Origin of the sequence: Allorhizobium sp. Av2 (genome assembly GCF_021462805.2) — a bacterium.
Lineage (GTDB): Bacteria > Pseudomonadota > Alphaproteobacteria > Rhizobiales > Rhizobiaceae > Allorhizobium > Allorhizobium vitis_G.
The window spans coordinates 164,431-190,490 of sequence record NZ_CP192700.1; the positions used below are offsets into that span (position 1 = coordinate 164,431).

At 57.9% G+C, this 26,060-nt stretch carries 26 protein-coding genes; 1 reads left to right on the forward strand and 25 read right to left on the reverse strand.

Annotated elements, in window-relative coordinates; all coding sequences use genetic code 11:
• Positions 1-53: 53 nt before the first annotated feature.
• The 16 genes from FS819_RS28095 to FS819_RS28170 form a co-directional block, all read right to left on the reverse strand.
• Entirely contained in the window at positions 54-224 is a 171-nt protein-coding gene (locus FS819_RS28095) for a hypothetical protein (protein ID WP_156536350.1), read from the reverse strand.
• A 24-nt stretch (positions 225-248) separates the two neighbouring features.
• The gene (locus tag FS819_RS28100; protein WP_060718074.1) at positions 249-1,811 is read right to left on the reverse strand and encodes an ABC transporter ATP-binding protein; all 1,563 of its coding nucleotides are present in this window, start codon (positions 1,809-1,811) and stop codon (positions 249-251) included.
• Positions 1,808-2,623 (reverse strand): ABC transporter permease, encoded by an 816-nt coding sequence (locus tag FS819_RS28105; protein ID WP_060718073.1) that lies wholly within the window; start codon positions 2,621-2,623, stop codon positions 1,808-1,810. The genes FS819_RS28100 and FS819_RS28105 overlap by 4 nt, the downstream gene beginning before the upstream one ends.
• Positions 2,620-3,630 carry an ABC transporter permease gene (locus tag FS819_RS28110; RefSeq protein WP_081089038.1) on the reverse strand — a complete coding sequence of 337 codons (1,011 nt, stop codon included), beginning with the start codon at positions 3,628-3,630 and terminating at the stop codon, positions 2,620-2,622. Before FS819_RS28110 ends, FS819_RS28105 begins: the two co-directional genes overlap by 4 nt.
• 57 nt (positions 3,631-3,687) lie before the next feature.
• Positions 3,688-5,244: an ABC transporter substrate-binding protein gene (locus FS819_RS28115; RefSeq protein WP_060718072.1), complete on the reverse strand. Its 1,557-nt coding sequence runs from the start codon at positions 5,242-5,244 to the stop codon at positions 3,688-3,690.
• Between the two features lie 28 nt (positions 5,245-5,272).
• Positions 5,273-6,217 (reverse strand): homocysteine S-methyltransferase family protein, encoded by a 945-nt coding sequence (locus tag FS819_RS28120; protein ID WP_060718071.1) that lies wholly within the window; start codon positions 6,215-6,217, stop codon positions 5,273-5,275.
• A 317-nt stretch (positions 6,218-6,534) separates the two neighbouring features.
• Entirely contained in the window at positions 6,535-7,596 is a 1,062-nt protein-coding gene (gene ocd / locus FS819_RS28125) for an ornithine cyclodeaminase (protein WP_060718070.1), read from the reverse strand.
• Positions 7,597-7,624: 28 nt separating this feature from the next.
• On the reverse strand, positions 7,625-8,545 hold the full coding sequence (rocF, locus tag FS819_RS28130; protein WP_060718069.1) for an arginase: 921 nt from the start codon (positions 8,543-8,545) through the stop codon (positions 7,625-7,627).
• Positions 8,546-8,600: 55 nt separating this feature from the next.
• Positions 8,601-8,945: a RidA family protein gene (locus FS819_RS28135; protein ID WP_060718068.1), complete on the reverse strand. Its 345-nt coding sequence runs from the start codon at positions 8,943-8,945 to the stop codon at positions 8,601-8,603.
• Positions 8,942-10,450, reverse strand: a complete 1,509-nt coding sequence (gene ooxA / locus FS819_RS28140; RefSeq protein WP_060718067.1) for an opine oxidase subunit OoxA — start codon at positions 10,448-10,450, stop codon at positions 8,942-8,944. Before ooxA ends, FS819_RS28135 begins: the two co-directional genes overlap by 4 nt.
• Positions 10,447-10,770, reverse strand: coding sequence for a (2Fe-2S)-binding protein (locus FS819_RS28145; protein WP_060718066.1), 324 nt, complete (start codon positions 10,768-10,770; stop codon positions 10,447-10,449). The genes ooxA and FS819_RS28145 overlap by 4 nt, the downstream gene beginning before the upstream one ends.
• Positions 10,751-11,866, reverse strand: coding sequence for an opine oxidase subunit OoxB (ooxB, locus tag FS819_RS28150; protein WP_156551592.1), 1,116 nt, complete (start codon positions 11,864-11,866; stop codon positions 10,751-10,753). Before ooxB ends, FS819_RS28145 begins: the two co-directional genes overlap by 20 nt.
• Before the next feature lie 73 nt (positions 11,867-11,939).
• Positions 11,940-12,770, reverse strand: a complete 831-nt coding sequence (gene occT, locus FS819_RS28155; protein ID WP_060718064.1) for an octopine ABC transporter substrate-binding protein OccT — start codon at positions 12,768-12,770, stop codon at positions 11,940-11,942.
• Positions 12,771-12,825: 55 nt separating this feature from the next.
• A complete protein-coding gene (gene occP, locus FS819_RS28160; RefSeq protein WP_060718063.1) occupies positions 12,826-13,614 on the reverse strand; it encodes an octopine ABC transporter ATP-binding protein OccP in 789 nt (262 codons plus the stop codon).
• Entirely contained in the window at positions 13,607-14,344 is a 738-nt protein-coding gene (gene occM / locus FS819_RS28165; protein WP_060718062.1) for an octopine ABC transporter permease OccM, read from the reverse strand. Before occM ends, occP begins: the two co-directional genes overlap by 8 nt.
• Positions 14,344-15,057 carry an ABC transporter permease gene (locus tag FS819_RS28170; protein WP_156545328.1) on the reverse strand — a complete coding sequence of 238 codons (714 nt, stop codon included), beginning with the start codon at positions 15,055-15,057 and terminating at the stop codon, positions 14,344-14,346. Before FS819_RS28170 ends, occM begins: the two co-directional genes overlap by 1 nt.
• Before the next feature lie 149 nt (positions 15,058-15,206).
• Here FS819_RS28170 and FS819_RS28175 point away from each other — a divergent pair, with 149 nt between their 5' ends.
• Positions 15,207-16,109, forward strand: coding sequence for a LysR family transcriptional regulator (locus FS819_RS28175; protein WP_156629902.1), 903 nt, complete (start codon positions 15,207-15,209; stop codon positions 16,107-16,109).
• Between the two features lie 22 nt (positions 16,110-16,131).
• Here the strand turns inward: FS819_RS28175 and traR are convergent, their stop codons facing one another.
• From traR to FS819_RS28220, 9 genes are all read right to left on the reverse strand, one after another.
• Complete coding sequence (gene traR / locus FS819_RS28180) at positions 16,132-16,836, reverse strand: autoinducer-binding transcriptional regulator TraR (protein WP_114387043.1); 705 nt, start codon at positions 16,834-16,836, stop codon at positions 16,132-16,134.
• Positions 16,837-16,956: 120 nt separating this feature from the next.
• Positions 16,957-18,423, reverse strand: a complete 1,467-nt coding sequence (gene gtfA, locus FS819_RS28185) for a sucrose phosphorylase (RefSeq protein WP_498724791.1) — start codon at positions 18,421-18,423, stop codon at positions 16,957-16,959.
• 44 nt (positions 18,424-18,467) lie between these two features.
• Positions 18,468-20,129 carry a Na/Pi cotransporter family protein gene (locus FS819_RS28190; protein ID WP_060718059.1) on the reverse strand — a complete coding sequence of 554 codons (1,662 nt, stop codon included), beginning with the start codon at positions 20,127-20,129 and terminating at the stop codon, positions 18,468-18,470.
• A 182-nt stretch (positions 20,130-20,311) separates the two neighbouring features.
• The gene (locus FS819_RS28195; protein ID WP_233741839.1) at positions 20,312-21,130 is read right to left on the reverse strand and encodes an inositol monophosphatase family protein; all 819 of its coding nucleotides are present in this window, start codon (positions 21,128-21,130) and stop codon (positions 20,312-20,314) included.
• Entirely contained in the window at positions 21,078-21,854 is a 777-nt protein-coding gene (locus FS819_RS28200) for a glycerophosphodiester phosphodiesterase family protein (RefSeq protein WP_060718057.1), read from the reverse strand. The genes FS819_RS28195 and FS819_RS28200 overlap by 53 nt, the downstream gene beginning before the upstream one ends.
• Before the next feature lie 64 nt (positions 21,855-21,918).
• Entirely contained in the window at positions 21,919-23,025 is a 1,107-nt protein-coding gene (locus FS819_RS28205; protein ID WP_060718056.1) for an extracellular solute-binding protein, read from the reverse strand.
• Between the two features lie 46 nt (positions 23,026-23,071).
• Entirely contained in the window at positions 23,072-23,905 is an 834-nt protein-coding gene (locus tag FS819_RS28210; protein WP_060718060.1) for an ABC transporter permease, read from the reverse strand.
• Between the two features lie 11 nt (positions 23,906-23,916).
• On the reverse strand, positions 23,917-24,777 hold the full coding sequence (locus tag FS819_RS28215; protein ID WP_060718055.1) for an ABC transporter permease: 861 nt from the start codon (positions 24,775-24,777) through the stop codon (positions 23,917-23,919).
• Positions 24,774-25,853 (reverse strand): ABC transporter ATP-binding protein, encoded by a 1,080-nt coding sequence (locus FS819_RS28220; RefSeq protein WP_060718054.1) that lies wholly within the window; start codon positions 25,851-25,853, stop codon positions 24,774-24,776. The genes FS819_RS28215 and FS819_RS28220 overlap by 4 nt, the downstream gene beginning before the upstream one ends.
• Positions 25,854-26,060 lie beyond the last annotated feature (207 nt).

The following is a 26,060-nucleotide window of genomic DNA, read 5'->3' on the forward strand; positions in this document are numbered from 1 at the left end:
ACCCAATCCAATGGGGCGGAGACCGCGCTTACGATAAATTTGCCGCACGGGCCTCATAGGATTGCGTCCTGCAGGATGCAAAAATGTGAATATTCCCTGGAGCTGATGAAAAAGAGGACTGCAATCACCACGTTTGTGATTGAAAACACATAGTCCCCAGCAGCACCGGGCTTGCTCTCCGCGTCGTTGATCGCCGCTCGGTCGTTCTGGATTTGCGTAGCCATATCGATATCCTCGCTGTCTCCGGCTCATGGGAACCAAGGGATAGACTCGACGAGCGCCGCTGCATGTGAATCAGATGGCTGGCGAAGCACTTCGGCCGTTGCCCCTGACCGCACGATTTGGCCGTTGTCCAGAACGGCAGTGCGACCGGCAATGGCGCTGACAATGTTCAAGTCATGGGTGATGAAGAGGCATGCGATGCCTTCGTCCGCCTGCAGGCGCATGAGAAGTCCGAGTACCTCGCGGGCCACCAGTGCATCCAGCGACGACGTCGGCTCGTCGCAAACAAGCATCAGAGGACGGGCGGCAAGCGCTCGCGCGATAGCGACGCGCTGTTTCTGTCCGCCAGATAGCTCAGCTGGGAAGCGCTCCGCCATATCGCGGCCAAGCTCCACCTGGTCGAGCATCTCCTCGACGCGACGATCGCGCTCCCGGCCGCGCAGACCCTCGTAGAGGGCAAAGGGTCGACCAATGATTTCTCCTACGCGGTGCCTCGGGTTAAGCGCGGTGTCGGGCGTCTGGTGAATGGTCTGGATGGACCTGCGGCTAGCAAGCGGACGGTCATGGATAGAGGCGGCGAGGGGTTTTCCTTCGAACAAGATCTGGCCGGAGGTTGGAAGGAGCAGCCCGTTTACGATCCGACCGAGCGTCGACTTCCCTGATCCCGATTTCCCGACGAGCGCAAGCGTTTCTCCCCGGCAGACACTGAGCGAAACGTCATTTACTACGGGCCGGTTTCTATCGTAGCCGGCGGTGACGCTCCCCATTTCCAGAACCGGCTCGCTGGTCTCGGGGGGCGCGGCAAAACTGAGAGTACCTGCTGAGAGTAAAGCCTGGGTGTAAGGGTCAGCCGGGTTGCGGATGAGGGTCGTCACCGGGCCTTCCTCGATACTTCGTCCTCGGCGAAGGACGAGCACGCTGTCGGCGATCTGTGCGACGAGCGGCAGGTCATGACTGATATAGATAGCCGCCGTCGACTCCAAGGCGATTGCCTTGCGGATCGCGCTCAGTACCTCTCGTTGCGTCGTGACGTCGAGGGCGGTGGTCGGTTCGTCGAATATGACAAGGTCGGGCTTCGCGCAAAGCGCCATTGCAGTCATGGCACGCTGCAACTGCCCCCCCGAGACTTCGTGGGGAAACCGGACCGCAATTGCCTTTGCATCGAGGCCGAGCACATCGAGCAGGGCAATGGCGCGGTCGGTCGCTGCCGCCTTGCTGAAACGGCCGCTACGCAGGCTCGATTCTATGATCTGGTCGATTAGCCGAAAGGCTGGGTTGAACGACGCCGCGGCCGACTGTGCAACATAGGCGATCCGCTGGCCGCGTAGCGCCCGGCACTGCGACTCAGGCAGGCGGAACAGGTCGATCCCGTCGAATTGTACCGATCCACCGATGCGTTCGGTTCCGGGTCTCACATATCCGAGAGCGGCAAGGCCGATGGTGGACTTTCCCGCGCCGGATTCGCCGATCAGGGCAAGAACGCTGCCGCGTTCGATGCGGAGCGAGACATCGTCCACGATCAACGACGATCCTGGGCTGCCGGTGGGGCGAATGGTGAGATTACGAATGTCGAGAAGGGTGGGGCTCATCTTTTCGGCCCACCATCGCGCCCGGCCGAGACCCAATCCACCACTGAGCTGACGGCAATGGCGAGCACTGCGATTGCCGCTCCCGGTACAAGGGCTGCCGTGACCCCGAACAGCAGCCCGTCCTTGTTCTCTTTGATCAGGCTTCCCCAGTCGGTTACCGGCGGTTGGACGCCCAGCCCCAAAAAGGACAGGGTGGACAGGAAGAGAACTGAGAAGACGAAGCGCAGGCCAAGCTCGGCCAGAAGTGGCGCCATGCCGTTGGGAAGGATCTCGCGCAGAATGATCCAGCTCGTTTTCTCGCCACGTAGATACGCTGCCTCGACATAGTCGAGAGCCGCTGTATCAGCCGCGATCAACCGTGCCAGGCGAAAGAAACGGGTCGCCTCCACGAGCGCTATGATCGCCACGATGAAGAAAACCGAACGCGGCAGGATGGTGAGAAGCACCATTGCCAGAATGAGTGTCGGCATCGCCATAACGAGATCGACGAATCGCGACAGCACCATGTCAAGCCAGCCCTTGCGCAGCCCCGCCAGAAGGCCGAAGCCGGTACCCGCCACAAAGGCGATGAGGACGGCGGCAGCTGCAGTCAGTACGGTGACGCGAGCGCCCCAGATGAAGCGTGACAAGAGGTCTCGGCCGATCATGTCAGTGCCGAACAGATGGGACGCGGACGGTGGCTCCCAGCCGGGTCCAACGATCTCGTTCACGCCGTGGGGCGCGATGAAGGGCGCGGTGAGGGTAACGAGGAGGCAAACCCCAATCGTCAGGAGTGACAGGATGACGGAAAGTGGAAGTTTGACGGCGCTCACGATTGAAACCCCAGACGGGGATTGGCGAGCACGGAGAGGACATCCGCGCAGAGATTGAGCCCGATATAGACACTGGCGAACAAAAGTGCGGTCGCCTGGACAACGGGCACGTCGCGATTGACGACGCTGTCGACCATGAACTGGCCCATGCCGGGATAGACAAATATGACCTCCACCACGACGACACCGGCGACGAGATACGCAAGATTGACCAGCACGACGTTGATGATTGGCGAAAGAGCGTTCGGTAACGCGTGGCGCCAGACCACCGTGCCGTGCGGCACCCCCTTCAGCACCGCCATTTCGATGAAGGGCTTCTCGAGAACATCCAGCACCGAGGCGCGCACCATTGCGGCGATATGGCCGGTGACAACGAGGACGAGCGTTAGGCTGGGCAGCGTAATCGCGGCGATACGGTTGCCAAGGCCCATGTTCGCGAACACCGTGCTGCTGCTCGCGAACCATCCGAGCGAGATCGAAAGCACATAGATAAGCAGGTATCCGATGAAAAATTCCGGGAGCGCCACGAAGGCGCGCGTCAGGAGCGAGATCGTCCTGTCGATGATGCTGCCACGATATCGAGCAGCCAGAAGTCCGAGGAGCACGGCGAGGGGCACGGACATGAAGGCTGCGGTCCCGGCGAGGAATAGCGTATTGCCCAGTCTTGCGGCGATGCTTGCGGCGACGCTCCTCCCGTTGAGGAGGCTTGTGCCGAGATCGCCGTGAACGAATGCGTTCAGCCAGGAGAGATAGCGGATGGGAAGAGGCTGATCGAGGCCAAGCCTTTGGCGTAGTTCTGCGACCGCTGCAGGCGTGGCCGAGCGTCCAAGAAGTGCGGTTGCCGCATCGCCAGGCAGAAGCTCGCTGCCGACGAACACCAGGCTCGACAGCACAAGCAACAGGCCGATCCCTGCGGCGAGGCGCCGCAAGATATAGGCGGCGAGCCCGCGTCGCCTTCTGTTTGTCTGCTCGGTCGCCAAGGCGTCGTTGGGCTCGGCAATGGTCATCAATCTGTCTCCATGAGGGGAGCCGGCAGGAAAGTCAGCCTGCCCGGAAGCTCTTGCCTATTCGTCGAACCAGACCTTTTCGGTGGTGCGCGGCCCGATCTGACCTGGGATTGCCTTGAACCCCTGGAGGTTGGAGACGGAGGCGCTGATCTGTGCGGCATAGGCCGGGATGACCGAGCTGTTTTCCTCGACGATCAGCACCTGGGCATCGTGGTAGAGCTTCTTGCGCTTGTCCTCATCAAGTTCGCCGCGGGCCGCAAGAACCAACTCGTCAAAAGCGCTGCTCTTCCAGCCGGACTCATTCCATGGGGCGTCAGACAGATAGATCAGCGACAGCATAGCGTCCGCGGTCGGCCGCGCGGCCCAGCCGGAAGCGACGAAGGGATGCTTCAGCCACACATCATTCCAGTAGCCGTCGGCTGGTACGCGATTGACCTCGAAAGGGATGCCGGCCTTTTCAGCCGACTGCTGGTAGAGCTGGGCTGCATCAACAGCGCCGGAGAAAGTCGCACCATCGGCCGCCGACAGGACGATCTTTCCGTCAAAACCCGCTTTTTTCCAATGGAACGCTGCCTGTTCCGGGTCGTAGGCGTGCTTCGGCACGTCGTTCGTAAAATAGCGATTGGAGGGGAAGATCGGATTGTCGTTTGAGGCCGTCCCGGCTCCATTGAGGATGGAGGATACGATCTGTTCACGGTCGATGGCGTATTTCAAAGCCAGCCTGACGTCGATATTCTTGAAGGGGTCGGCGTCGGCGCGACCGACAAACAGGACGATCGAGGAGTCCGCTTCTGTTTGGAGCGTGATGCCCTGGTGTCCCTTCAGGCGCTGTGCGACGCGGGACTCGACATTGTTCACTACATGCACCGACTTGCTGAGCAGTGCGGCGACACGCGCGGATTTGTCGTTGTAGGCGACAGTCTCAACGGAATCGACGTGTCCGCGTTCCGGATCCCAATAGTTCGGATTGCGCTTGGCCAGTGTGCGTACGCCGGGCTGGAAGTCCTCCAGAATGAAGGCTCCAGTACCTATGCCCTTGTCGAAATTCTCACCATCCGGCGTAATGCCGAAATGTACGTCTCCCAACAGATAGGGGAAGTCGGCGTTCGCGCCGTTGAGCTTGAAGGTGACTTCATTCGGTGCTGACTTTACGATGTCGGTTACGCTCAAAAGATAGCCTTTGCCAGCCGATTCCGATTTCTCGCCGCGGTGATGATTGAGCGAATAGATGACGTCCTCTGGCGTCAGTTCCTTGCCGTTGTGGAACTGCACGCCCTTGCGAAGCCGGAAGATCCATTCGCTACCGCCCTTCGCAGGCTCCCAGCTTTCGGCGAGACCAGCGCGCAAGCTGGAATCGTCGTTGAGGTCGGTCAACGTGTTGAAAAGCTGGAGGCCCACATTATAGGTATAGGCTTCGAAATAGTAGGCCGGGTCGAGGCGGTCGGAGGTCGAGGCGTTGTCGATCCCGAGGATCAGGTGGCCGCCTTTCTTCGGCCCGGCGGCGCGCGCCATGCCGGGAAGGAGCAATGTGCTGGCAGCGACGGCGGCGCTTGCCTTGAGAAAACGGCGGCGGCCCAGTTCCAGAGGGGCGCTAAGATGCGGGTGCTGTGTCATGATCGGCTCTCGAAGAGGGGGGTGAAGGTCAGGCGGCGACTGGCCGCGGATCGAAGGTTTGACGGAGTTCTGCGATATGTTCCGGGCCAATGCCGCAGCAGCCGCCGACGATCGTGGCGCCGGCCTCGACCCAGCGACGAGCAAACAGCAGGTAGCCGGGAGGATCGAGATCGTCGCGGAGACCGCTCAAGCCAGCATTGGCAGGCAATGTCGCGTCTGGTTCCGGTTTCGGCACGAAGGCGTTGGCATAGACGCCGATCGGCGTTGAGTAGCCGCTAGTATTGAGTGCCCTGCGCGCAGCTCTGATTGCTGCCTCCATGATTTCCGCCTGGCTGCAGTTGAACAGCAGCGCGCCGGCGCCAAGTTCCACTGCCTTTACCGCCGCATCGGCCACGGCTTCGCCAGATCGAAGCGTCGGTAGACTGCGCCCGGAAATTACATCCTCGACCCCCTTGCCATCCTCAAGGGTGAACGAGAGCCAGAGCGGACGGGTGTCGTTGCCCAGAACCGCGCGGATTGTTTCGACCTCGCGGAGTGAACCCTGGGTCTCCGCCAGCCAGAAATCCACGTAAGGGCCTAGCCCCTGGACGAGGACGCTGAGAATCTCTGGAGCCTTGCCCGGATCGAACAGATCGGGACGATAGGAGCCAAAGACCGGGGGCAGCGATCCGGCTACACGAACGTGGCCGCCAGACTTCGCGGCTGCTGCGCGAGCGAGCTTTCCAGAGAGGCTTACAAGCGCAAGGCCATCTTCGGCGAAGCGTTTGTCCCCGACGTGGAAGGGCACCACGGCATAGCTGTTCGTGGTAATGACATCCGCGCCTGCTGCGACGAAAGCGTCATGCGCCTTTTCGACGAACTCCGGGGCTTCAATCAGCGCAAGCGCGGACCATTCGGGCTGTCGAAACGGCGCGCCGCTGCGCAGCAATTCGCGACCCATACCCCCGTCTAGAATAGTGACTTTTGATGACATACAGGCGCCTTTCATGAGTTCATAATTGTAAGCTGCGTCGTTTCGCAATGGCGCTATATGACCTTGTGCCTTCAATAAAGAAAAGTGCATTTAGCCTATAGATTTGATGTATTTTAGAAAAAGACACCTCATTTAGATTTATGTGTCCAATATTCATTGTATATCCGTAAAATTTTCAGACGTTTATTCTAATTTGCATCGTTGTTATTAGACAAGCAGCAGCATTCGCTTGAAAAAACGGCGGGTCACTGTCCATGTGCAAGAAGAGTTTCTCATTCTCCTGTACAGCAGGGCTGATTTTCTGGACTCAATTGGGCCTATGCCAGCTCGAGCTTTTTCTCACAGCGCAGGAGCATGCCATAGAGGTCGCGAGGCTCGTCTGGATCTGCCAGCAAATCCAGCTCGGTAAACAAGGCGAATTCGGCAATCTTGCCGCGGACATAGCGCAAGGCCGAGAAGTCCTCGATTGCGAAGCCGACGCTATCGAACAAGGTGATCTGCTTATCATTGCTTCGGCCGATCGCATCGCCGGTCATAACCTGCCAAAGCTCAGTAACCGGATGCGACGCAGGAAGCTGCTGAATGTCGCCTTCGATCCAGGTCTGCGGTGGATACTCTATGAAGATGTCCGAGCGCAGTAGGACCTCTTTGCTGATCTCCGTCTTGCCGGGGCAATCGCCACCTACAGCGTTGATATGAACACCTGGTCCGACATGATTGTCAGACACGATTGTTGCGTACTGTTTGTCGGCGGTAACAGTGGTGATGATGTCTGCGCCCTCAACGGCGTCGGCGACCGATTTGCATTCAACGATGTTGAAGCCAAGCCCGGTAAGATTGCGTGTGCATTTCCGCGTCGCCGCTGGATCAATGTCGTAGAGACGCAGTTCCTGGATTCCGAGGAGCGCTCTGAAGGCGCGAGCCTGGAACTCACTCTGGGCACCGTTACCGATGATGGCCATCGTTCGTGAGTTCGGTCGCGCCAGATACTTCGCGGCAAGAGCGGATGTCGCAGCAGTGCGAAGCGCGGTCAGTATCGTCATCTCCGAAAAAAGCAGCGGATAGCCGTTTCCGACATCGGCAAGGACACCAAAAGCGGTGACCGTCTGGCGGCCATCCCGCGTATTTTTCGGATGGCCGTTGACGTACTTGAAGCCGTAGAGCGCACCATCGCTGGTTGGCATCAGCTCGATGACGCCCTCGTTGGAGTGGGAGCCCACCCTGGGGGTCTTGTCAAAAATGGGCCAACGGCGAAAGTCTTCCTCGATCGCCGCCGCCAGTTCAGTGAGAAAGGTATCGATACCCACCTTGAGCACCAGTTTCATCATGTGATCCACACTTACGAACGGAACCACGTTTAGCTTGCGATCGACGGTCATTATTCCTCCGGTCATTCGACGGTAGATTTCAGGCAGCGCGGGTTGGTCTATCCATGACCCGCTTGCCCATGAGACTTGCAACGAGATCTACGATGAGCCTTGCGGTCTTCCCGCGCTCATCGAGAAAGGGGTTCAATTCGACGAGATCCAGGCTGGTGACGAGACCGCTGTCGTGAAGCATTTCCATGATCAGGTGCGCTTCGCGGAACGTCGCGCCGCCGGGGACAGTCGTTCCAACGGCGGGTGCAATTTCCGGATCGAGAAAGTCGACGTCGAAGCTGACATGCAACATCCCGTTCGCGGCGCGGACGCGATCGAGGAACGTTCGAGTCACGCTGGCGACCCCGTGTTCATCGATGGCACGCATGTCATGCACGGTTATCGACGAGGACCGCAGCGCGTCCCGCTCTGCGGGATCAACGCTCCTGATGCCGATCATGCATAGGTTTTCGGTCGGGACGGCGTGGTTCAGCGCTGGATAGAAACCCTCGAATCCACGCCGGCCAGTATAGTAGGCCACAGGCGTGCCATGCAGGTTTCCGCTGACGGTGGTTTCCAGCGTATGGAAATCGGTGTGGGCGTCAAGCCAGAGAACAAAGAGTTGGCGACCGTTCTCCGAGGCGCGCCGTGCAATTCCCGGGATCGTTCCTGCGGAGATCGTGTGATCGCCGCCAAGAAAGATCGGCACACTGTTATTGCTGTGCTCGTAAGCTGCCGCCGAAAGCAGCTTGATCCATGCCACCGTTTCACCGAGGTGATGGACGGAAGCGTTGGCATGGGCGATCGCCGGAAAAGACTTCGGACCCAGATTGCCGACGTCCCGAACCCTGTGCCCCAATTCTTCAAGCGCGCCGGCAAGACCGGCGATCCTGAACGCGCTCGGACCCATCTCACAACCGAGATGTCCTGCCCCAATTTGCAGCGGTGCTCCGATCAGTATGCATTCCATAACAATCTCCAGCAACGACTGCGATCTTGCAGCCGCCTCCAAGGCTTCGCCAGGTTCAGTAGTGAGCGGTCGCGATGAGCTCGATAAGCGCCGTGTCGCCGAGATCAGCGACGCCGATGGTCGCGCGGGCGGGCAACTCCTCCGGCGCAAACCATTCCTTCCACACCGCATCCATTTGCGGCTTCACGTTCATGTCAGTGATAAAGATCGTGGCGGAGAGCAGGTTTGCGCGTTCTGAGCCTGCCTCTTTGAGATATGCATCGAGCTTGGTCAGGACCTGACGGGTCTGCCCTTCCATGTCGAGGCTTTCATCGTCAGCGACGATCCCGCCGATGTAGGCGATGCCGTTGTGCTTGACGACGCGATGCAATGTCGGCATCCGGATAAGTCGCTCTGTCATGAGAAATGTCCTGCTTCGTTGGTGTCGTGATCGACAGGATCCCTGCCGGTTACCGCCTTCAGCGCGTGGGGCGTGTGCGGGAGATGTGCAAGTTCAGCAAGCCGAACGGGTTTGACCGGCGAACGGAGGCGATAGGTTCCCACGTCGCCGGGGCTGACCTTTCTTTCCTCCGCCATGATTTCCGTAACGGTCGCGGCACAAAGACGGCCCTGGCATTGGCCCATTCCGCAGCGAACAAATGTTTTCAACTGGTTCGGACCGGGCGGCCCAAGCGCAATGGCCTCCCGCAGCTTGCGCACTGTGATTTCTTCACAGCGGCAGACGATCGTTTCGGGGTCCGCCGGTGCGAGGAAGCCCGAATGGGGTGTGTAGAGAGCATCCAGAAACGCCCTTCCGCGCAGGAAGCGGCGGGCTTTCTTGTGCAGAGATTTGATCTGCGTAGGCACTGCCGTCGTACTGCCAAGCCCCAAGTCAGAAAGTGCCGCAAGTGCAACTATGCGTCCGCTGACCTCCGCGGCTTGAGCACCTGCGATCCCGGCTCCGTCGCCGGCGACATAAATGCCTGCCTTGGTGGTCCGACCTTCATGATCTGCGACAGGCTCGAACGCACGCTGTTCGTCATTCCATTTCAACTCACAGTCTGCTGCATTGGTCAGGCTCGTCGACGGAATCACCCCCTGGTGCAAGAGCACCGAGCTGGCAGGGAGGACTTGTTCGTTACCCGTCGTGATGAAGCGCACGCCGTCAGCGCGCTCAATGCCGGTAATCGCGATGGATCTGACGCCGGAAACCACGCGTGCATGACGTTTTACCTTCGCCAGCAAGCCGATGCCTTTCAACACGTAAGGTGAAAGCATGAATTCGGGCATGTGTCGGAGCACGCCGACCCGGAAGGGAGATTGAGCAGTATCGAGCACGGTGAGATCGGATACGCCTGCATCGACGAGCTGGCTTGCGAGCAGATAGAGAAGTGGTCCGCAGCCGGCCATGACAACAGGTCCCGATGGCATCGCTCCGGCCGCCTTTAGCGCGATCTGAGCAGCGCCCGCGGTCATCACACCTGGCAAGGTCCAGCCGGGCACCGGCATGGGACGCTCCTGCGCGCCGGTGGCAAGAACAATGGCCTCAGCTTCAATCATCCGAGCCGAGCCGGCTATGGTTATGCCGACAACATTACACGTCTGACCAGCCGTCTGGTCCCGGCTCTCCAGGCTCCAGACCGTGGCGCGCGGCGCATAATCGATGTTGCTGAGACCGAACGCTTCTGCGAGCGGCTTTCCCTTCCAATAGTCAGTGCCGAGGTAGGTTTTTCTGTCGGGACTGTTTCTTGTGATCTCACGGTAGATCTGTCCGCCCGGACGGGGGTTCTCGTCGAGTACAGCAACGCGAGCGCCAGCCGCAGATGCTTCAACAGCGGCAGCCATACCTGCAGGTCCAGCGCCGATGACGATAAGATCGTAAAAATCCAGAAGGTCCGATGCTGTTGAAACTTCGCGAAGGCTCATTGGACTATCCCCTCTTGGCTTGCCGCGAGCTTCGGGAATGTGGGTGCGCCCCTCTGGCTCAAAACGGTCATCCCGTCTTCGACTTCGGTCAGACAAGCTTGACGATTCTGCACGCCATCCACGGTGACCAGACACTCGAAGCAAACGCCCATCAGGCAGTAGGGCGCTCGTGGGCTCTTGCTAACGACGGATTGCCGAACATGGTCGATCCCAGCGGCCAGCAAAGCGGTGGCGAGCATATCCCCCTCCTCGGCCTGAATGACCACGCCGTCGAAGGTGAATTGTACGGGTTGTTCTATCCTATGCAGCCTGTTGAGCATGGAACCTCCGGGCGGAAAAGGCTGACAGATCGTCTTCAAGCTTACCCGCGGCAATCTGCGGTGCCACGATCAGTGCGTGATTGGCAGCCAAGGTTACGCCAGAATGGCAGGCGACGAGGAATGCACCCGGGTGGCGCTCGGAATGATCGTAAATGGGTATTCCATCCGCCGTTTTGACCCTGAAACCCGTCCAGCTGCGCAGGACGTTCAGATCAGAAAGGGCGGGGAAAATTCTTAAGGCCCGGCTGGCCAGCACGGCGCTGATTTCGGATGACGATGAGATTTTGGCGCTGTCGGTCTCTTCGCTATCGCCGATCATGATACCACCTTCGTCGGCCTGCCGCATTCCGGCAGAGAGGCACGGCAGGGCGGTCTGGCTCTTTTCCGTGACGAGGATCTGGCCCTTGCTACGCTTGAGCGGGCAAGACAGCCCGACCATTGGCGCAAGCCTCTCGTTTTCCAAGCCGGCGGCGAGAACGACCCGGCGTGAAAATAGGGAAAACCCACCACCCTTGAGAACGAAGCCTTCAGTCGTTGGTTCTATGGTTTGAACATGATGATTTGGACGATAAGTCGCCCCTTTCTTTTCCATCGCTGCGTGAAGCGCGTGGAAGAGGCGAAGCGCATTCACGTGCCCGTCCGCGGCACAATAGATCGAGCCTAGAACTTCCGCGCCGATACCCGGCACGCGGTCAAGCGTCTGCTGGCGATTCAAAACTTCAAATTGCGGAGCTCGCCCGTTTGTTTCGAGCGCAATGCTTTCCATATCCTCGCGATTGACCTCGAGTTCCTCTTCAGAGAGTGCGAAGGTATATGCTCCGTCCTGTTGAAGACCGACGTCGATGCCGCTGTCGTCGAACAGGGCTTTTGCCATCGTCGGCCATCTCTTGGCGGACGCATCTGACCAAAGAGCGTAATGGGGCGCATGCAGCCCTTTACCCTGCACCCAGACCAGCGCGAAATTGGCGCGCGATGCTCGCAGATCCAGATCCGCGCCATCGAGGACGAGTGGTTTCGTTCCTGAGCGTGCTAGACCCCAGGCAATGGAGGCGCCAACCAGGCCGCCCCCGATAATGGTCATATCAACTTCGTACATCGTATCTCGGCGTTCTTGTTTATTCGCAGCACCGGGATACGGCGCGAACGCCGTATCCCCTGGAAGCGACCGATCAATGGGGGGTGACGTCCACTTTGAACCACTTGAACGAGAGCGTCTTGATGGTGCCGTCGTCGCTTGCCGCCTTGATGGCTGCGTCAAAATCGGCCTTGAGTGCGGTGTCTTCCTTGCGAAGGCCAACAGCGACCACGCCGAACTCGCCACCGGAGAAAAGCGGCCCGATGAGCTTCGCGCCCTTCATTTCCGGCTTTTCGATTGCAGCGGCGAGTACGGTTGCGTTTGCCAGAACAGCATCCAGGCGACCGCTGGTCAGGTCGAGGTTGTGCTCCTCGACGGACTTGTATTCCTTGATATCCACGGAACCCTTGAAGTACTTGTCCAGGAATGTTGATGCTGTGGTCGATCCCTGCACGCCGACCGACGTGCCGTTCAGGAAGCTCGATATATCGGCAATGGCCTTTTTGGCGGCATCTGCCTGGCTGTCGAGCGAATAGGTTTCGCCCGTACCTGGCATGTCCGCCAGCTTGCTGTCACCCATGACGGCAAAACCGTTGATGCCTGCTGCGTACGGAGTCGAGAAGCCGATCACTTCCTGCCGTTTTGGGGTGATGCTCATGGCGGCCATGATCGCATCGTACTTTTTACCGGTCAGCGACGGGATAATGCCATCCCAGTTCTGCGCGACGATCTGGCATTTCGCCTTCATCTTCTCGCACAGGGCGTTGGCGAGATCGATCTCGAAGCCGTCGAGCTTGCCGCCTGGTCCCGAAAAGTTCCAGGGCGCATACCCGCCCTCGGTCGCGATTGTAATCGACTTTTCCTGGGCTGCTGCCTGACCGGCAACAAGGAGAAGCGCTGCGCACAGAATAGTTTTGAGTTTCATAAGTTCACCTCTGTTCATTTGTTTCCTGGACACGCGAGCCGTGACGAATTGATCGTCAGTGGGATGTACCGCCGTCGCGCCGCAGGAATTGCCGGAAGCGATCCGTGCGGGGGTGGGCGAACATTTCGGACGAAAGGCCTTCTTCGGCGATGACACCTTGGTGCAAGAAGACTGTGCGCGATGAAACATCGCGGGCAAAATCCATTTCGTGAGTGACGATCAGCATGGTTCGGCCCTCGGCCGCCAGATCACGCATAACCTTTAGAACTTCACCGACGAGTTCCGGATCAAGAGCCGACGTGGGCTCATCAAACAGCATGACATCCGGTCGCATCGCCAGGGCACGGGCAATTGCTGCACGTTGCTGCTGGCCGCCGGACAGCTCGGATGGGTAGGCATCGCGCTTGGAGCCAATACCAACGCGCTCAAGCAATGCCTCAGCCTCATCGCGGCACGACTTCCGGTCACGGCCCTGAACATGCAAGGGCGCTTCCATAACATTCTGGAGTATCGTCAGGTGTGACCAGAGATTGAAGCCCTGGAAGACCATTGCGGCCCGCTCCCGGAGCCTGTTGACCTGCTTGATATCCTTTGGACGAGCGGGCCGGCCGGCTCGATGCTCCAGGGCAATCTCTTCGCCCATGATCGCAACGCTTCCGGCATTCGGGACTTCGAGCATATTGACGCATCGCAGAAGCGTCGACTTGCCAGAGCCCGACGAGCCGAGGATCGAGATCACTTCTCCCTCGTTGGCCGTCAGCGATACACCGTGGAGGACCTCCAGGTTACCGAAGTTTTTCCTGATGTCTTTCAGCTGAACAGCTGGGCGAGCAAGGTTAGGCATGGAGTTCGCCTTTTCGATCGACGGGATCGGACGTGCGTCTCCCTTTGCGTCGCTCGGGCCACAAAGCCCATTCGAGCAACGTGAAGAGACGCGCGACGATGAAGTTGAGGATGAGGTAGATTGCGCCGGCACAGGCAAAAACCTCGACGGTGCGATAGCTTTCCGAGATCAGCTTCGCGGCAATTCCGGTGATTTCCATGATGGTGATGGTCGACGCGAGAGACGTCGACTTGACCATCAAGATCACTTCATTGCTGTAGCCTGGCAGCATCTGGCGTATCGCCTGCGGGACGACGATCCGCCGGAACAGTTTTACCCTGCCCATACCGCAGGCTTTGGCGGCTTCAATTTGACCTGCGGGCACGGAGAGCAGTCCGCCTCGCATGATTTCGGCACTGTAAGCAGCCGTATTCAATGCAAGCGCCGCCATCGCGCACCAGTAGGCATCGCGCAGGAATGGCCAGATAAAACTATGCCGAAGCTCCGGAAACTGGCTGAGGCCATAGTAGATTATGTAGATCTGGACGAGGAGCGGCGTGCCACGAAACGCGAAAATGTAGAACCGCGCTGGCAGATCAAGCCACCAGCGGCGCGACACACGCATCAGAGCCAATCCGAAAGCAAGGACCGTACCTGCCGCAACCGAAAAAACCGCGAGCTTGAGCGCGAGCGGAATACCGGCCAGCAAAGCAACGAAGGTCTGCCAGAGGAATGCGGGATCGAACGGCATCACACGCCCCTCCGCAATCCGCGCATTGAGCGCGCCTCAGCCAGGCGGAAAGCCTGTCCGGAGACAAAAGTAATAGACAGATAGAGTGCCGCGGCAGTGAGATAGAAGCTGAACGGCTGGCGCGTCGACCCCGAACCGACCTGCGCCTGGCGCATCAGTTCGACAAGGCCGATCACCGAGATAAGGGCGGATTCCTTGAGGACCAGCTGCCAGACGTTGCCGACGCCGGGCAGGGCATAGCGCGCCGCTTGGGGAAGAACGATCCGGCGGAACAACAGGAAAGAACCCATGCCGTACGCTCGACCTGCCTCGACCTCTCCCTTGTTGAGCGCCAGAACCGCGCCGCGCAGCACCTGGGTTTGATAAGCCCCGGAAACAACGCCGATCGCAAGCGCGCCGATCAGAAACGTCGGAGCCCCAACGAAACCGCTACTTCCGAAAAGTGAGGCAACACCGGTAATGACGGAGCTCGATCCGAAGTAAAACAGATAGATGATAAGCAAGTCCGGAATGCCACGAAGCGCTGTCGTGTAAGCGGATGCCGTTGCCTGAAGTGCGCGCGAGCTTGAAAAGCTTGCGGCGGCACCAAGGCAGCCGAAGACAAGGCCGATTGCGAAGCCGCTGAATGCCACGGCGACCGTCATCCCGGTCGCTTTGAGCATATCATAGCCCCAGCCATCAGGGCCGAAGCCCATGAGTTGAAAATAATCCATATCGTTCCCTGCGCGCGACCGATTAGCCGCACGTCTGACCCCGGTTGGTCCGGAAGAGTTGTCATTTATGAGTTCAGGTTTACATTCGACCCGCATTAGGTCAAATTCATAATGGATAGGCGAGAATAAGCAGATGTTATGGTGAGGCTATGAACCTAAGGCAGGTTGAGGCATTTCGGGCCGTCATGTTGACTGGGCAGATGACAGCGGCAGCAGAGCTGATGTTGGTGACCCAGCCAGCCGTCAGCCGGCTTATCAAGGACTTCGAGCATGCAACCGGGCTTCATTTGTTCGAAAGGCGCGGAAACCACATAATTCCCACACAGGAGGCGACGACCCTCTGGAAAGAGGTCGACAGGGCATTCGTCGGGCTCAATCACATTGCCAACCTTGCGGCCGATATCGGCAGACAGGCGGCCGGCACCCTTCGCATAGCTGCGATGCCTGCTCTGGCGAACGGCCTTCTGCCACGGTTTCTCGCTCAGTTCCTGCATGACAAACCAAACCTGCAAGCGTCATTGACAGGCCTTCCTTCCACCATGGTCATGGAGGCTGTCGCTTCCGGCCGGGCCGACATTGGCTATGCCGACGGCCCTTCGGATCGTCCCGGCTTTCTTCTGGAAACCCGTTCGCTTGCTGCAATCGTTGCTGTTCCGATGGGACACAGGCTCGCCGGTCTCGAGCGGATAACTCCTCCGGACCTGGCTGGCGAACGGATCATAAAGCAGGAAACTGGCACACTCTTCGCCATGCGAGTTGACGTCGCTCTTGGCGGCATCCAACGGCGACCCTCTCTCGAAGTGAGCCTGTCGCATACGGCACTCAGTCTGGTCCGAGAAGGGGCGGGAATTGCAATAATCGATCCCGCCGCAGCCATCGAGTTCAAAGACAGGATTGTGCTGCGGCCTTTCTCGATTTTCGTCGATGCAGGGTTCCTATTGGTACGTTCAAACAACGCAGCACCTTCGACCATAGTGGATCGTTTCGCGACCGAATTCTGGAGCTTCCACGATGACTTGATGTCACAAAACGGTCTGATGTGTTCGGCGTGAATCCCGCAAAGGGGACAAGTGTTCAAATCAGTTTTCTTTTGATCGCGAGCGCGGTGAGATGAGCTTTGCTGCGGACGTCGAAGCGCTTCATGGCCTCGCGAAGCTTGACGCGGACACTATTGTACTTGACCTCTTCCACGTCTGCGATCTCCTCCATCGTCTTGCCGACGGCAATCCATCTCAGATAGGTCGCCTCTTTCGGATCGAGCCACGCGGCATCTTCCGCGGTGGGCGTGATCCGAAGGAAGGAGATGCGGGCATGGAGCTGCCCGACGGCCGCCGCTGCTGCAACCGCATCGATCTCCCGATCAAGCGGGATTGCCGTCCTCTCCGACGCCAGCGTGAACATCGACATCGAACCGTTGGCGGTCCTGATGGGGATGGTGATGCCGGAGCGGATGCCAAAATCGGCCGCTTGTGCATAGAAGGCGCGTTCTTCCTCCGATAGCTTCGGCCTCTCCTGTTCGCCAGACCAGGCGAAGACCTGCTTCCTGGATCTTGCGCGTTTGACGACCGGGTCGAGAGCGTCGAATTTCTTGTCGAAGTAGAGCGACCGCCAATCGTGATGATAGTTGGTCACGGCGATGATGTGCTTGTGCTGGATGTGGAGATAAGCATAGCCGGTGAAGCCGAAATGGTCGGCGACGTCCGCCAGCCCTGTTTTGAGGATGCACCCATCGCCCTCAATTGCCGTAAGATCGGTCAGCTTGTCCAGCCAATGCTGCATTCTCTATCTCCTTCTAGGTGTCGCCAGTATCCTCGTCGTCGCTGTTCGTCCGACAGCATATCGAGGACATCGATGGCTGAACTTCAGATGGGATGTGGCTTCCCGGTCTCACCAGGTTGCTCATGCGGCCTCTCCTGAGAATGTGAAATCGTAGCAGCCTGAAGCCGTGATCGTTGCCTTGCCTTGGGAGAACGAAACTACTAGCCGAGCAAACTCGGCGTCGAAATTCCAGCTTAGAACAAGGCTTCCGGTGTCATCGGTTGCTACCTCGAACGATCCATTGAAGGCCGGATGGGTGTTACGGAAGCGGATCAAGTCCGACAGTCGTTTGACGAGCGGCGATTCAAGAGCGAGATCAATTTCCCGGTCTTCGTAAAAGTGCCGATTGATGTCACGCCCGACGCCCGTCTTTCCCAGCAATTCCATGTCATTGATCCCGCCCAGGAGGCCGACGTAATAGACTTGCGGGATACCGGGTGCGAAAAACTGGATTGCGCGGGCGATGAGGTAGTCGTCGTCGTTACGGCCGAGCGCGTCGTAATAGGTGCAGTTCACCTGATAGAGGTCCAGGTTAGAGGCTGCAGCGCCTGTTGCCAAACGGCTCTGTCCCTCTGAGCGCCTGTGAATCTCCTCGACCAGATGGTCGATTGCCTGCGGTTCCAAAAGTCCGGGTCGGCCATCACTGTGCGCGCCGACATCGATGACGCCGATCCCGTCGTGAGTGTCGAGGACGGTGATTGCGTTGTGAGGGCTGATCTCCAGCCAACGCGCCAGCGCTGTCGCATCGCCCGTGAACAATGAATGCAATATCAGTGGCGGCAGCGCAAAATCGTATACGCGGTCAACCTTGCTGGCGATTTCGATCTGGTCACGATAGTAGCTGTGAATTTCGACAAGAACCTCCATCCCGCGATCCCGTGCCTTCTCGGCCAGCTTGGCAAGGAAGGCATAGGTCTCATCAATCATGAAGCAACTGGTTCCGGCCTTCTTGATCGCGTAGCCGGCGGCATCGAGGCGGATTGCCGTCACGTTGGCTTCAGCAAAGCGATCGAGGATAGTCTCCAGGTATAAAGCGCCATGGGCACTGTGGACATCGATGTCGATCTGTTGGGGGGTGAATGTGGTCCACAGCATCCGCTGGCGGCCATCTGCAAGCGTGGCCTTTGAAAACGGCAGCCCAGGGCGTGGCCGATAGATATTCAGGAGATCCTGCTCGCTGGCACCACGGGGAAAGGCCTTGCCAAATGTCATGAACATGTCTGCGAATTCTGAATCAGATCCTTTTGCGATGAAGTCCTGGAACCAGCTCGATTGCGCCGAGACATGGTTGACAATGAGATCGGCCATGATCTCCACGGAGCCGGCGAGGGCGCGAACATCATCCCAGCTACCGAGGCGAGGATCGACAATCGTGTGATCGGTGGGATCGAACCCGGCATCAGCGCCGTCGATCGGGTTGAAGAAAGGCAAGGCATGGACGCCGCCGAACAGGCCTTGTAGCCTCCCGTCGAGCAAAGCTCTCAACTCGGGGAAACCACCTCCGCTTAACCGGTCGACGTAGGTGATAAGTTGTACACTGTTTTTCATACGGTCTCTTCGTCTGGGGCCCTCCACTGAGGAGGGCGCATGGGTCATTGGGGTCTTTCAGTTGAACTGCCGGTGATGAGACGGCTTTCTCCAAGCAGACCCTGTTCGTCCATGATCGGATGCGCAACGGAAACGATATGGGCGTTGATGCGTTTGAGATCACGCAGGATGTCGAGATGAAGGGAGCTGGTCTGCAGGCTTTCGGTCCGTCCGTCACGCAATCGTTCGAGGTGTCGCTCCGAAGACCGTTTCTCCATGTTGCGGACCTCGATCTTCCTCTCCATCAGTTGTCTCGCGAGGTTGACGTCGCGCGTGATGAGGATCGTTTGCGCGATTCTGAGATTGTCGATGGTCAGCTGGAAAAGTTGCTGGAGCTCGGCAAAGCCATCTTCGGAGAACTTGAGGCCGTGCCCGATCTTCTTGGTGACTTCAGTCAGAAGACCCCTCTCGATGATGTCGCCGATGTGTTCGAGGTTGATGGCATAGTCGATAATGACAATGGAGCGGCGTCCCTCCTCCTCGGACAGTCCGGTCCGCCCGAGCTTGGAAAGGTAGACCTTGACCTCCTGCTGCAGCCGATCGACCTGGCGTTCGAGCAGAGGAATTTCCTTGAGTCTGGCGGCATTGTTCTGGTCGAACGCATCGGAGACCTTCAAAAGCATCCTTTCGATCAGGTCTCCAACCCCGAGCACCTCACGGGTCGCGCTGGTCAGGGCGACCAGCGGTGTCGAAAGTGCCTCGTGATCAAGGAATTTGGGCGCGCTCTCATTCTGCGTTTGTTCCGGAATGAGGATAGTCATCCAGCGCGCTAGCAATCGCGAAAAGGGCCATGCAAGCAGTGCCAGGGCGATGTTGAAGGCCAGATGCGCATCGACTGGTAGCTTGGCGTAGGGGAGGGGCAACATCGAAAGCCAGTCGGCCAAAATGTCGGCCGCAGGCAGAGTGAGCACGCAGCCTATCGCCCGAACGATCAGATTGCCCAACGTGACGCGTCTGGAGGCTGCCGGCCCCGACAGAGCGGCAATCACCGGCGGGATCGCGCCTCCCAGATTAGCCCCCAGAACCAGCGCGACAACAAGGCCACCAGACAGAAGGTCGGTAGAAGCCAATGACAGGATGAGGACGACCGCGGCAAGGCTTGAGGATGACACAAATGCGATCACTGCGGCAAAGATCATCGCGACAGGCCACGCGTTGTTGAGCAGCCCGATGAATGCTCCAAGCGCCTGAGAATGGCGTAAGGGTTCGGTCGCTGCGCTGAGAAGATGCAACGAGAGCAGCATCAGCGCGATACCTATGATTGCCGTGCCGGCGCCCTGGCGCGTGGTCGAGCCCCCGCGATAAAGAACGATGCCCACAAGCAGCAGGAACGGCGAGACCCACTCAATGCCAGTGGCAACGATCCAGGCTGTGACGGCTGTCCCGACATTGGCCCCAAGCAAAACGACCTGCGCCATGCGCGGCTTGATCAGCTCCCGCTCGACGAATGATGAGACCATCAATGCCGTCGCCGTGGAGCTTTGGAGCGCCACGGTCGCAACAAGACCGGAGAGGAACGACCGGGTGCTGCTTCTCGTCCCAGTGGCGAGGCCGGTTCGCAACTTTGACCCAAGTGCGCGCGATGCCCCGTCTTTCACCTGGGCGAGGCCGAACAGTAGCAATGCCACGGCGCCGGACAGGTTTATGATGACGATCAGTGATTCCAATTCTGACTCCGCAACTGAAAACAGGCCAGTCCGTGGGCCTTCAATGCAGTCAAATCAAAGTGCCGGTGGGCAAACCGGGAGGAATGCTGCCCACCGGCGGCCCGCCCACACCGCCGCGCGGGCAGGTTACCCGACATATCATGCACGGTTGTCATTCTGCCTTGAGACCGGCAGTCAGCCGGCTAGAAACAAGGGGCGACGACGCGGTGAATGTCCTCGGTAGCCGCGACGATATTCTGGCCGGCTACCTCGTGCGATCCGCTGGTTACCACAAGAAGGCCTGCTTCTTCGCAGATGACGGATCCTGCGGCGATGTCCCAGATACTCGTGTTCTTTTCGACATAGCCATCGGTCATTCCAAGTGCCGCGAACCCAAGACCGACCGTTCCACACCGATATTCCGTCACTCCCCATCCTGCCTCTCTCAGTGCGAGCTCGACCTCGGCAACTTCTCTGGCGGGCCAGCGAACACTTTCACCGACAGAGGCGAGACGGACGGAAGGGAAGTCGACCCTTCTTTGGTAGGGAGCGCCATTTTTAAAGATGCCCGCCCCTGTCGCGGCACCAAGTCGTAATCCAAGGCACGGATAAGCGATAACGCCGACACGGGATAATCCGTTCTCCACGAAGCCGATTGAAACTCCCCAGAGCGGGGAGCCGCGCAGGAAGTTCACCGTGCCATCTATGGGATCGATAGACCAGAATGCGTCCGATCCGCCTCCGCCCATCTCTTCTCCCATCACGTGGTCGTCGGGAAACCATGTAACAAGCGTCTCTCGAATAAGTGCCTCGACGCGCCGATCCGCTTCCGAGACAAACTCGCTTGCCGTCTTCTCCTCCGCAACGAATTGGCCACGCTCGTGAAAGAGCTGTAGAGCCAACGCCGCAGCCTCGGTCATGATCGTGTTTGCCGCATCCAGGCGTTTGAGATAATCCATGGTTTGACCTTCAATGCGCGTCAAGAAGGTCAGGGATATCAGTCGAAATGGTTTGTGCTCCAAGATTAAGCAATCTCCTGGCAACGGGCGGATCGTTAACGACAGAAACCGCAAATTCAATGCCGCTGTCCGCCAGCACCTTCATTGCTTCGTCGTCCAGCACGTCTTTCGTGACGTGAAGCAACTGGCATTTTGTCTCGTTGAGTAGCGCAACCGGATCCTTTGGAGGAATGCATACAAAGTATGCCCGTGGCACGTCAGGCAGGATGCGGGCGGCAGCGTGGATCGAGCGAATGGAGAAACTTCCGACAAAGAGTCGTTCGCGATCTTTCGGCCACAAGGCTTTTAGCACATTGAGCGCAATCTCCGCAGTTTCGATGTCGTCGCCCGGTGTGGGCTTCAATTCAAGCTGCAAGCCGACGTCAAGGTCGAGAACGGTCTCGATCAACTCCTCGAGCGTTGGAACCTGAATGCCCGAGAATTCCTCGCCAAATGACGCGCGGGCATCGAGACGTCGGATCTCTTCAAACGTCATGCCTGCGACAAAACCCTTGCCATTCGTTGTGCGGTCGACAGTATCATCATGGATGATGATCGGCTTCTGATCACGCGTCAGTTTAACGTCGACCTCAACCCATCTGGCGCCTTTTTCAACAGCAGCTCTGATCCCTGCAAGCGTATTCTCAGGCGCAAGGCGAGGTGCGCCGCGATGGGCGATGATGGGTTCGGGAACAACGAAATGGCGGCCAGTGTCTGTTGCGCGTTTGAGCGCCGAGCTCTGAGACATGGAAGATCCTTGCTTATACGAAAAAAGGACGCGAAGAGCGGCTGAACCGCCCTTCGCTCATCGGTTACTGAAGGGTGACGTTCTTGATGAATTCGTTTTTGATATCGTCACTCAGCGGCTGGGCTGCCCAGGTGAAGCTGGCCTTTCGCTGCGCGGCAGGAACGAGCGCTGCGCTGCTGTCTGCATCCGTATTTTGCGGGACCGAGCCAAATTCCTGAGTGAATTGAGTTTGGGTCTTCGCACTGGTCAGCCAGTTGATGAAGACAAGGGCTGCAGCCTTGTGCTTTGCATTGGCCGGTATGAACACGACGTTGCCTCCGCCGGGCATGCCGAAATCAGGGACGTAAACTTTAATAGTCTTTGGCACTTCACCCCTCTTCTGGAGCGCAGCGATATAGTCCTCCCATCCCGCGACGATCGTGAATTCCCCCGAGGTGAGCCGGGTCACGCTGTCTGCATAAGACGCGGTTATCACGAACTGGTCTTTTCTCTTGTTGAACCAGTCCCACGCCGGCGCGAACTTTTTCTGTATCTCTGAGTTGGTCGTTCCGGCGGTATAATCCACATCAGGCGCAAATTGGCGCACGACACCCTCAATGAACGCTGGTCCTGCGCCCCCGTTTTCAACGTTGAATCCGAGTTCTCCGGGATGATTTTGCAAAAACGCCGAGAATTGGTCGAGCGTACGCGGAAGATCGGCTTCCTGGGTCCTGGCGGAATCATAGGCAATGACCGTCTGGTTGCCCCAGAACGCCACTGCATATCCCTTGCTATCGGTGCCCTCGATGGAATAGCGAAGTTTGGCGGCCTCGGGCAGTTGCTTGCTCAGCGGCCCATAGAAGCTGTCTTCAGGGAGTTTCTTGATTTCCTTGCCGGCGGTGGAAAGGACGTCGATATCGCCCTCGGCGCGTCCCCTTTCGGCAAGGAATTTGTTCATGTTGGCTTTCGAATCTCCATCGGGGATCGTCACTTTGATCCCGTATTCAGACTCGAATTGCTTCACCTGTTCGCGAAACTTTGCTTGATTGAACCAGTTGAACCAGGTGAGTTCACCCTCCTTCTTTGCCTGCGTGACGATTTCATCCCACGACATCGACTTCAAGTCCTGTGCCTGGACCGGCACGCTCATCGTCAGTACCGCTACACTTATTGCGGCGAGTTTCTTCAGCATCGCACTTTACCTCCCGTTTGGATTGACTTGCTGTTGGACACCCTCGTCATCCCTTGCCGGTGATTGCCGCTGGGTTATTGCTTGCGAGGAAGCGTTCGACGAGCAGCATCAGAAGGACGTTGGGGACCACGAGGATCAGGGAAACGACCGCGGCATTGGGTCGAATGAAGTTGTAGCCAAGATAAGAGTAAAGAATCGTCGGGACTGTCGTGAAATCCGGTGCGCCAACAATATAGGCGATGCCGAATTCTTCGATTGAGAGGATGAAAACGATAATAAATGCAGCGATCAGGCCAGGTTTAATAATTGGCATATAAGCTATGCGGAATACTGCAATGCGAGATGCGCCCATGTCGCGTGCAGCATCGATGAGGTCCTGTCGAATAAGCGACAACGACACCGTCAGAATGCGGATCGCATAAGGCAGCAGAACAACCGTGTGTCCGATCAGAATACCCAGGAACCTCGAATAGAGCCCGAGATTTATAAGCAGCGACGAGAAGAAAATTGCGACCACAAAACCCGGCAGGACGAGCGGCAGTAGCGTCAGCGCCTGCAACACCGGCTTTCCCGGAAATTCCAGCCTGCCGAAGGCGTAGGCCGTGGGTAGAGCAAGGACGAGAGTAATCGCGGCAACGCAAGGGGCCAGCGTATAACTGTTTCTCAGCGCCTCCGGCAGCGCCGTGGTGTTCCAGACCTCAATCCAGCGTGAGAAGGAAAGTACCGGCGGCAAAACGTCAGGATAGGCCCATGGATGATTGACATCGACAAGCGACCACAGGGCCGCCATTGCAAAGGGCAGGAGAAGCCAAACTGCCCCGACGATAATGACGGTTGCAACAAGAAGGCGGTTAAGCCAGTGATGGTTCTTGAGGTACATGCTCGCCATCGTCATGCCCTCCCAAGACGGGATAGAAGCTGCGCAACACCAGCCAGCAGGATTGCCCCGAAAAGAGAAAGGGCCATCAAAAGCATCGCGACGACTGCCGCAAGGTTCCATCCGTCAGCGCTTGCGTCCTGTGTCCGAAGCATCAGCTGCGCCAGCGAGTTGATGGTGGTCGGTCCGGCAACGACCTGGAAGGAAAAGTCACCGGCAGCTCCGATGAAGATGAGGACAAGAGCCGCCTGCAAAGAGCGTATTGTGAGTGGCACGATGATCTTTCGGAACCGGTCCATAGCGCCTGCGCCCAGATCTCGGGCAGCATTGAGAATGTCATCCCCGATGGCCTGAACCGCACCGGTGAGAAGAAGCAGTGCAAATGGCATCTGCTTCCAAACCTGAAGGAATATCACGCCGATGCCATAACTGTCGTTTTGCATTCGGATCGGCCGGGCGACGATGCCGAGCTTCACCAGCGCGAGATTCAAAAATCCCTGAAATGAGATAAAGTTGATAAACAGGAAAGCGGCGACAAGCCCGTGAACGAGCAGTGGTGCTTTCAGAACAGCACTTATCACTCCGGATCCGAGAAACGGTTTGCGAAGCCATAATGCAAGCGGATAGGCAACCGCAACTGCAAGGACTGAACTGATGATTGCAATCCGGGCGGAATACCAGAAGGCGCGCCAGACCTGGCCGTCCGACAGCATGGTCTGCCAGAACCGAAGGGAAAATCCGCTTGAACCAGCAAAATTCAGGAAGCCGAACGATTGTGAGACGGCCATTCCGATGACGACGCTGGTGAATACGAGGATGACGCCAAGACCGGGAAGAAGGAGAAGATAGGCCTGCAGACTGTTGCGGAGGGTCATTCGACGGCCTCCTTCAGGAAACGGATCTTCTCCGGCGCAATCTCGAAGCGGTATGTGGAAGCTTCGTTGATGGATGACTGTCCGAGCACCTGAATTCGGAAAGTGCTCTCCTGTTTTTCCGGAGCAGCGACTGTGAGGTCAGTGAGGTTGCCAAGGAAGCTGCGAGTTCGCACCTCGAAGGAATAGATATTGGCGCCCGGGCCATCGTCCGGGCGACTGACGGCATCTTCCGGTCGCCAACTGGCGTAGACACTTTTAGCCACTGGCGGCGTTTCCGAAGCGATCAAAGTCTCGCCAAGCGGCGTGGTCGCTCGATAGTGACCGGTCGCGTCGTCCCGTCCGGTGACATGAGCAGCCATTATGTTTGCCGTCCCGACGAAGTCGGCGACAAAGCGGTTGACCGGCTGATAGTAGACCTCGTTCGGTGTGCCACTCTGTTCGATCTTTCCTCCGTTCATGACCACCACGAGATCGGACATCGCCAAAGCCTCCGATTGATCATGTGTGACATAGACTGCAGTGAAACCATGGGTTTTCTGAAGTTGGCGGATCTCGAAACGAACCTGATCGCGAAGCCGGGCATCGAGATTGGAAAGCGGTTCGTCAAAAAGGATGACGCCTGGTCGCACGGCCAAAGCACGCGCGAGCGCGACACGTTGCTGCTGTCCGCCCGACAGTTGGCCGGGTAGCTTGCTTAGTTGAGTTTGGAGTGACACTTGTGCAGCGGATTCGGCCACGCGCTTCTCGATCTCGGCCTTTGGTGTCCGCTTTTGTCTCAACCCGAAAGCGATGTTCTCAAACACCGTCATATGCGGGAACAACGCGTAAGACTGGAAACACATCGCGGTGTTCCTCCTCTCCGGAGAAACGCCGGTCATATCGTCGCCATCGATCCCGATCCTTCCATCGTCAAGATCGATGAAGCCGGCAATGGCGCGCAGTAGAGTGGTCTTCCCGCAGCCGGAAGGTCCGAGCAGCGTTACGAACTGCCCTTGCTGAGCTCCAAACGTTATCCCCTTCAGGGCTTCATAAGACCCAAATCGGATCCTTGCATTGGCCACATCGAGTACGCTCATTTGTCCTCCCAGACTGGTAATTCCTTTATAATGCGTTGTGTATAATAAAAATTAGCGCCTGAAATGCAAATGAATTTTCGATCATATTGCCGATATTTCGCGCAAGCTACGAAATTCATTGGATAAAAATCTCTGAAAGGATACCGGTGTCCAAGGCGACTTGAAACCTAGGTATGTTTCACATACGCTGCTTATAATATTCGAGTT

Bases quoted from the DNA above. Each gene is read 5' to 3' on its own strand.
- FS819_RS28095 (WP_156536350.1), bottom strand. From the start codon at position 224: ATGGCTACGCAAATCCAGAACGACCGAGCGGCGATCAACGACGCGGAG.
- FS819_RS28100 (WP_060718074.1), bottom strand. From the start codon at position 1,811: ATGAGCCCCACCCTTCTCGACATTCGTAATCTCACCATTCGCCCCACC.
- FS819_RS28110 (WP_081089038.1), bottom strand. From the start codon at position 3,630: ATGACCATTGCCGAGCCCAACGACGCCTTGGCGACCGAGCAGACAAAC.
- FS819_RS28115 (WP_060718072.1), bottom strand. From the start codon at position 5,244: ATGACACAGCACCCGCATCTTAGCGCCCCTCTGGAACTGGGCCGCCGC.
- FS819_RS28120 (WP_060718071.1), bottom strand. From the start codon at position 6,217: ATGTCATCAAAAGTCACTATTCTAGACGGGGGTATGGGTCGCGAATTG.
- ocd (WP_060718070.1), bottom strand. From the start codon at position 7,596: ATGACCGTCGATCGCAAGCTAAACGTGGTTCCGTTCGTAAGTGTGGAT.
- rocF (WP_060718069.1), bottom strand. From the start codon at position 8,545: ATGGAATGCATACTGATCGGAGCACCGCTGCAAATTGGGGCAGGACAT.
- FS819_RS28135 (WP_060718068.1), bottom strand. From the start codon at position 8,945: ATGACAGAGCGACTTATCCGGATGCCGACATTGCATCGCGTCGTCAAG.
- ooxA (WP_060718067.1), bottom strand. From the start codon at position 10,450: ATGAGCCTTCGCGAAGTTTCAACAGCATCGGACCTTCTGGATTTTTAC.
- FS819_RS28145 (WP_060718066.1), bottom strand. From the start codon at position 10,770: ATGCTCAACAGGCTGCATAGGATAGAACAACCCGTACAATTCACCTTC.
- ooxB (WP_156551592.1), bottom strand. From the start codon at position 11,866: ATGTACGAAGTTGATATGACCATTATCGGGGGCGGCCTGGTTGGCGCC.
- occT (WP_060718064.1), bottom strand. From the start codon at position 12,770: ATGAAACTCAAAACTATTCTGTGCGCAGCGCTTCTCCTTGTTGCCGGT.
- occP (WP_060718063.1), bottom strand. From the start codon at position 13,614: ATGCCTAACCTTGCTCGCCCAGCTGTTCAGCTGAAAGACATCAGGAAA.
- occM (WP_060718062.1), bottom strand. From the start codon at position 14,344: ATGCCGTTCGATCCCGCATTCCTCTGGCAGACCTTCGTTGCTTTGCTG.
- FS819_RS28170 (WP_156545328.1), bottom strand. From the start codon at position 15,057: ATGGATTATTTTCAACTCATGGGCTTCGGCCCTGATGGCTGGGGCTAT.
- FS819_RS28175 (WP_156629902.1), top strand. From the start codon at position 15,207: ATGAACCTAAGGCAGGTTGAGGCATTTCGGGCCGTCATGTTGACTGGG.
- traR (WP_114387043.1), bottom strand. From the start codon at position 16,836: ATGCAGCATTGGCTGGACAAGCTGACCGATCTTACGGCAATTGAGGGC.
- gtfA (WP_498724791.1), bottom strand. From the start codon at position 18,423: ATGAAAAACAGTGTACAACTTATCACCTACGTCGACCGGTTAAGCGGA.
- FS819_RS28200 (WP_060718057.1), bottom strand. From the start codon at position 21,854: ATGTCTCAGAGCTCGGCGCTCAAACGCGCAACAGACACTGGCCGCCAT.
- FS819_RS28205 (WP_060718056.1), bottom strand. From the start codon at position 23,025: ATGCTGAAGAAACTCGCCGCAATAAGTGTAGCGGTACTGACGATGAGC.
- FS819_RS28210 (WP_060718060.1), bottom strand. From the start codon at position 23,905: ATGTACCTCAAGAACCATCACTGGCTTAACCGCCTTCTTGTTGCAACC.
- FS819_RS28215 (WP_060718055.1), bottom strand. From the start codon at position 24,777: ATGACCCTCCGCAACAGTCTGCAGGCCTATCTTCTCCTTCTTCCCGGT.
- FS819_RS28220 (WP_060718054.1), bottom strand. From the start codon at position 25,853: ATGAGCGTACTCGATGTGGCCAATGCAAGGATCCGATTTGGGTCTTAT.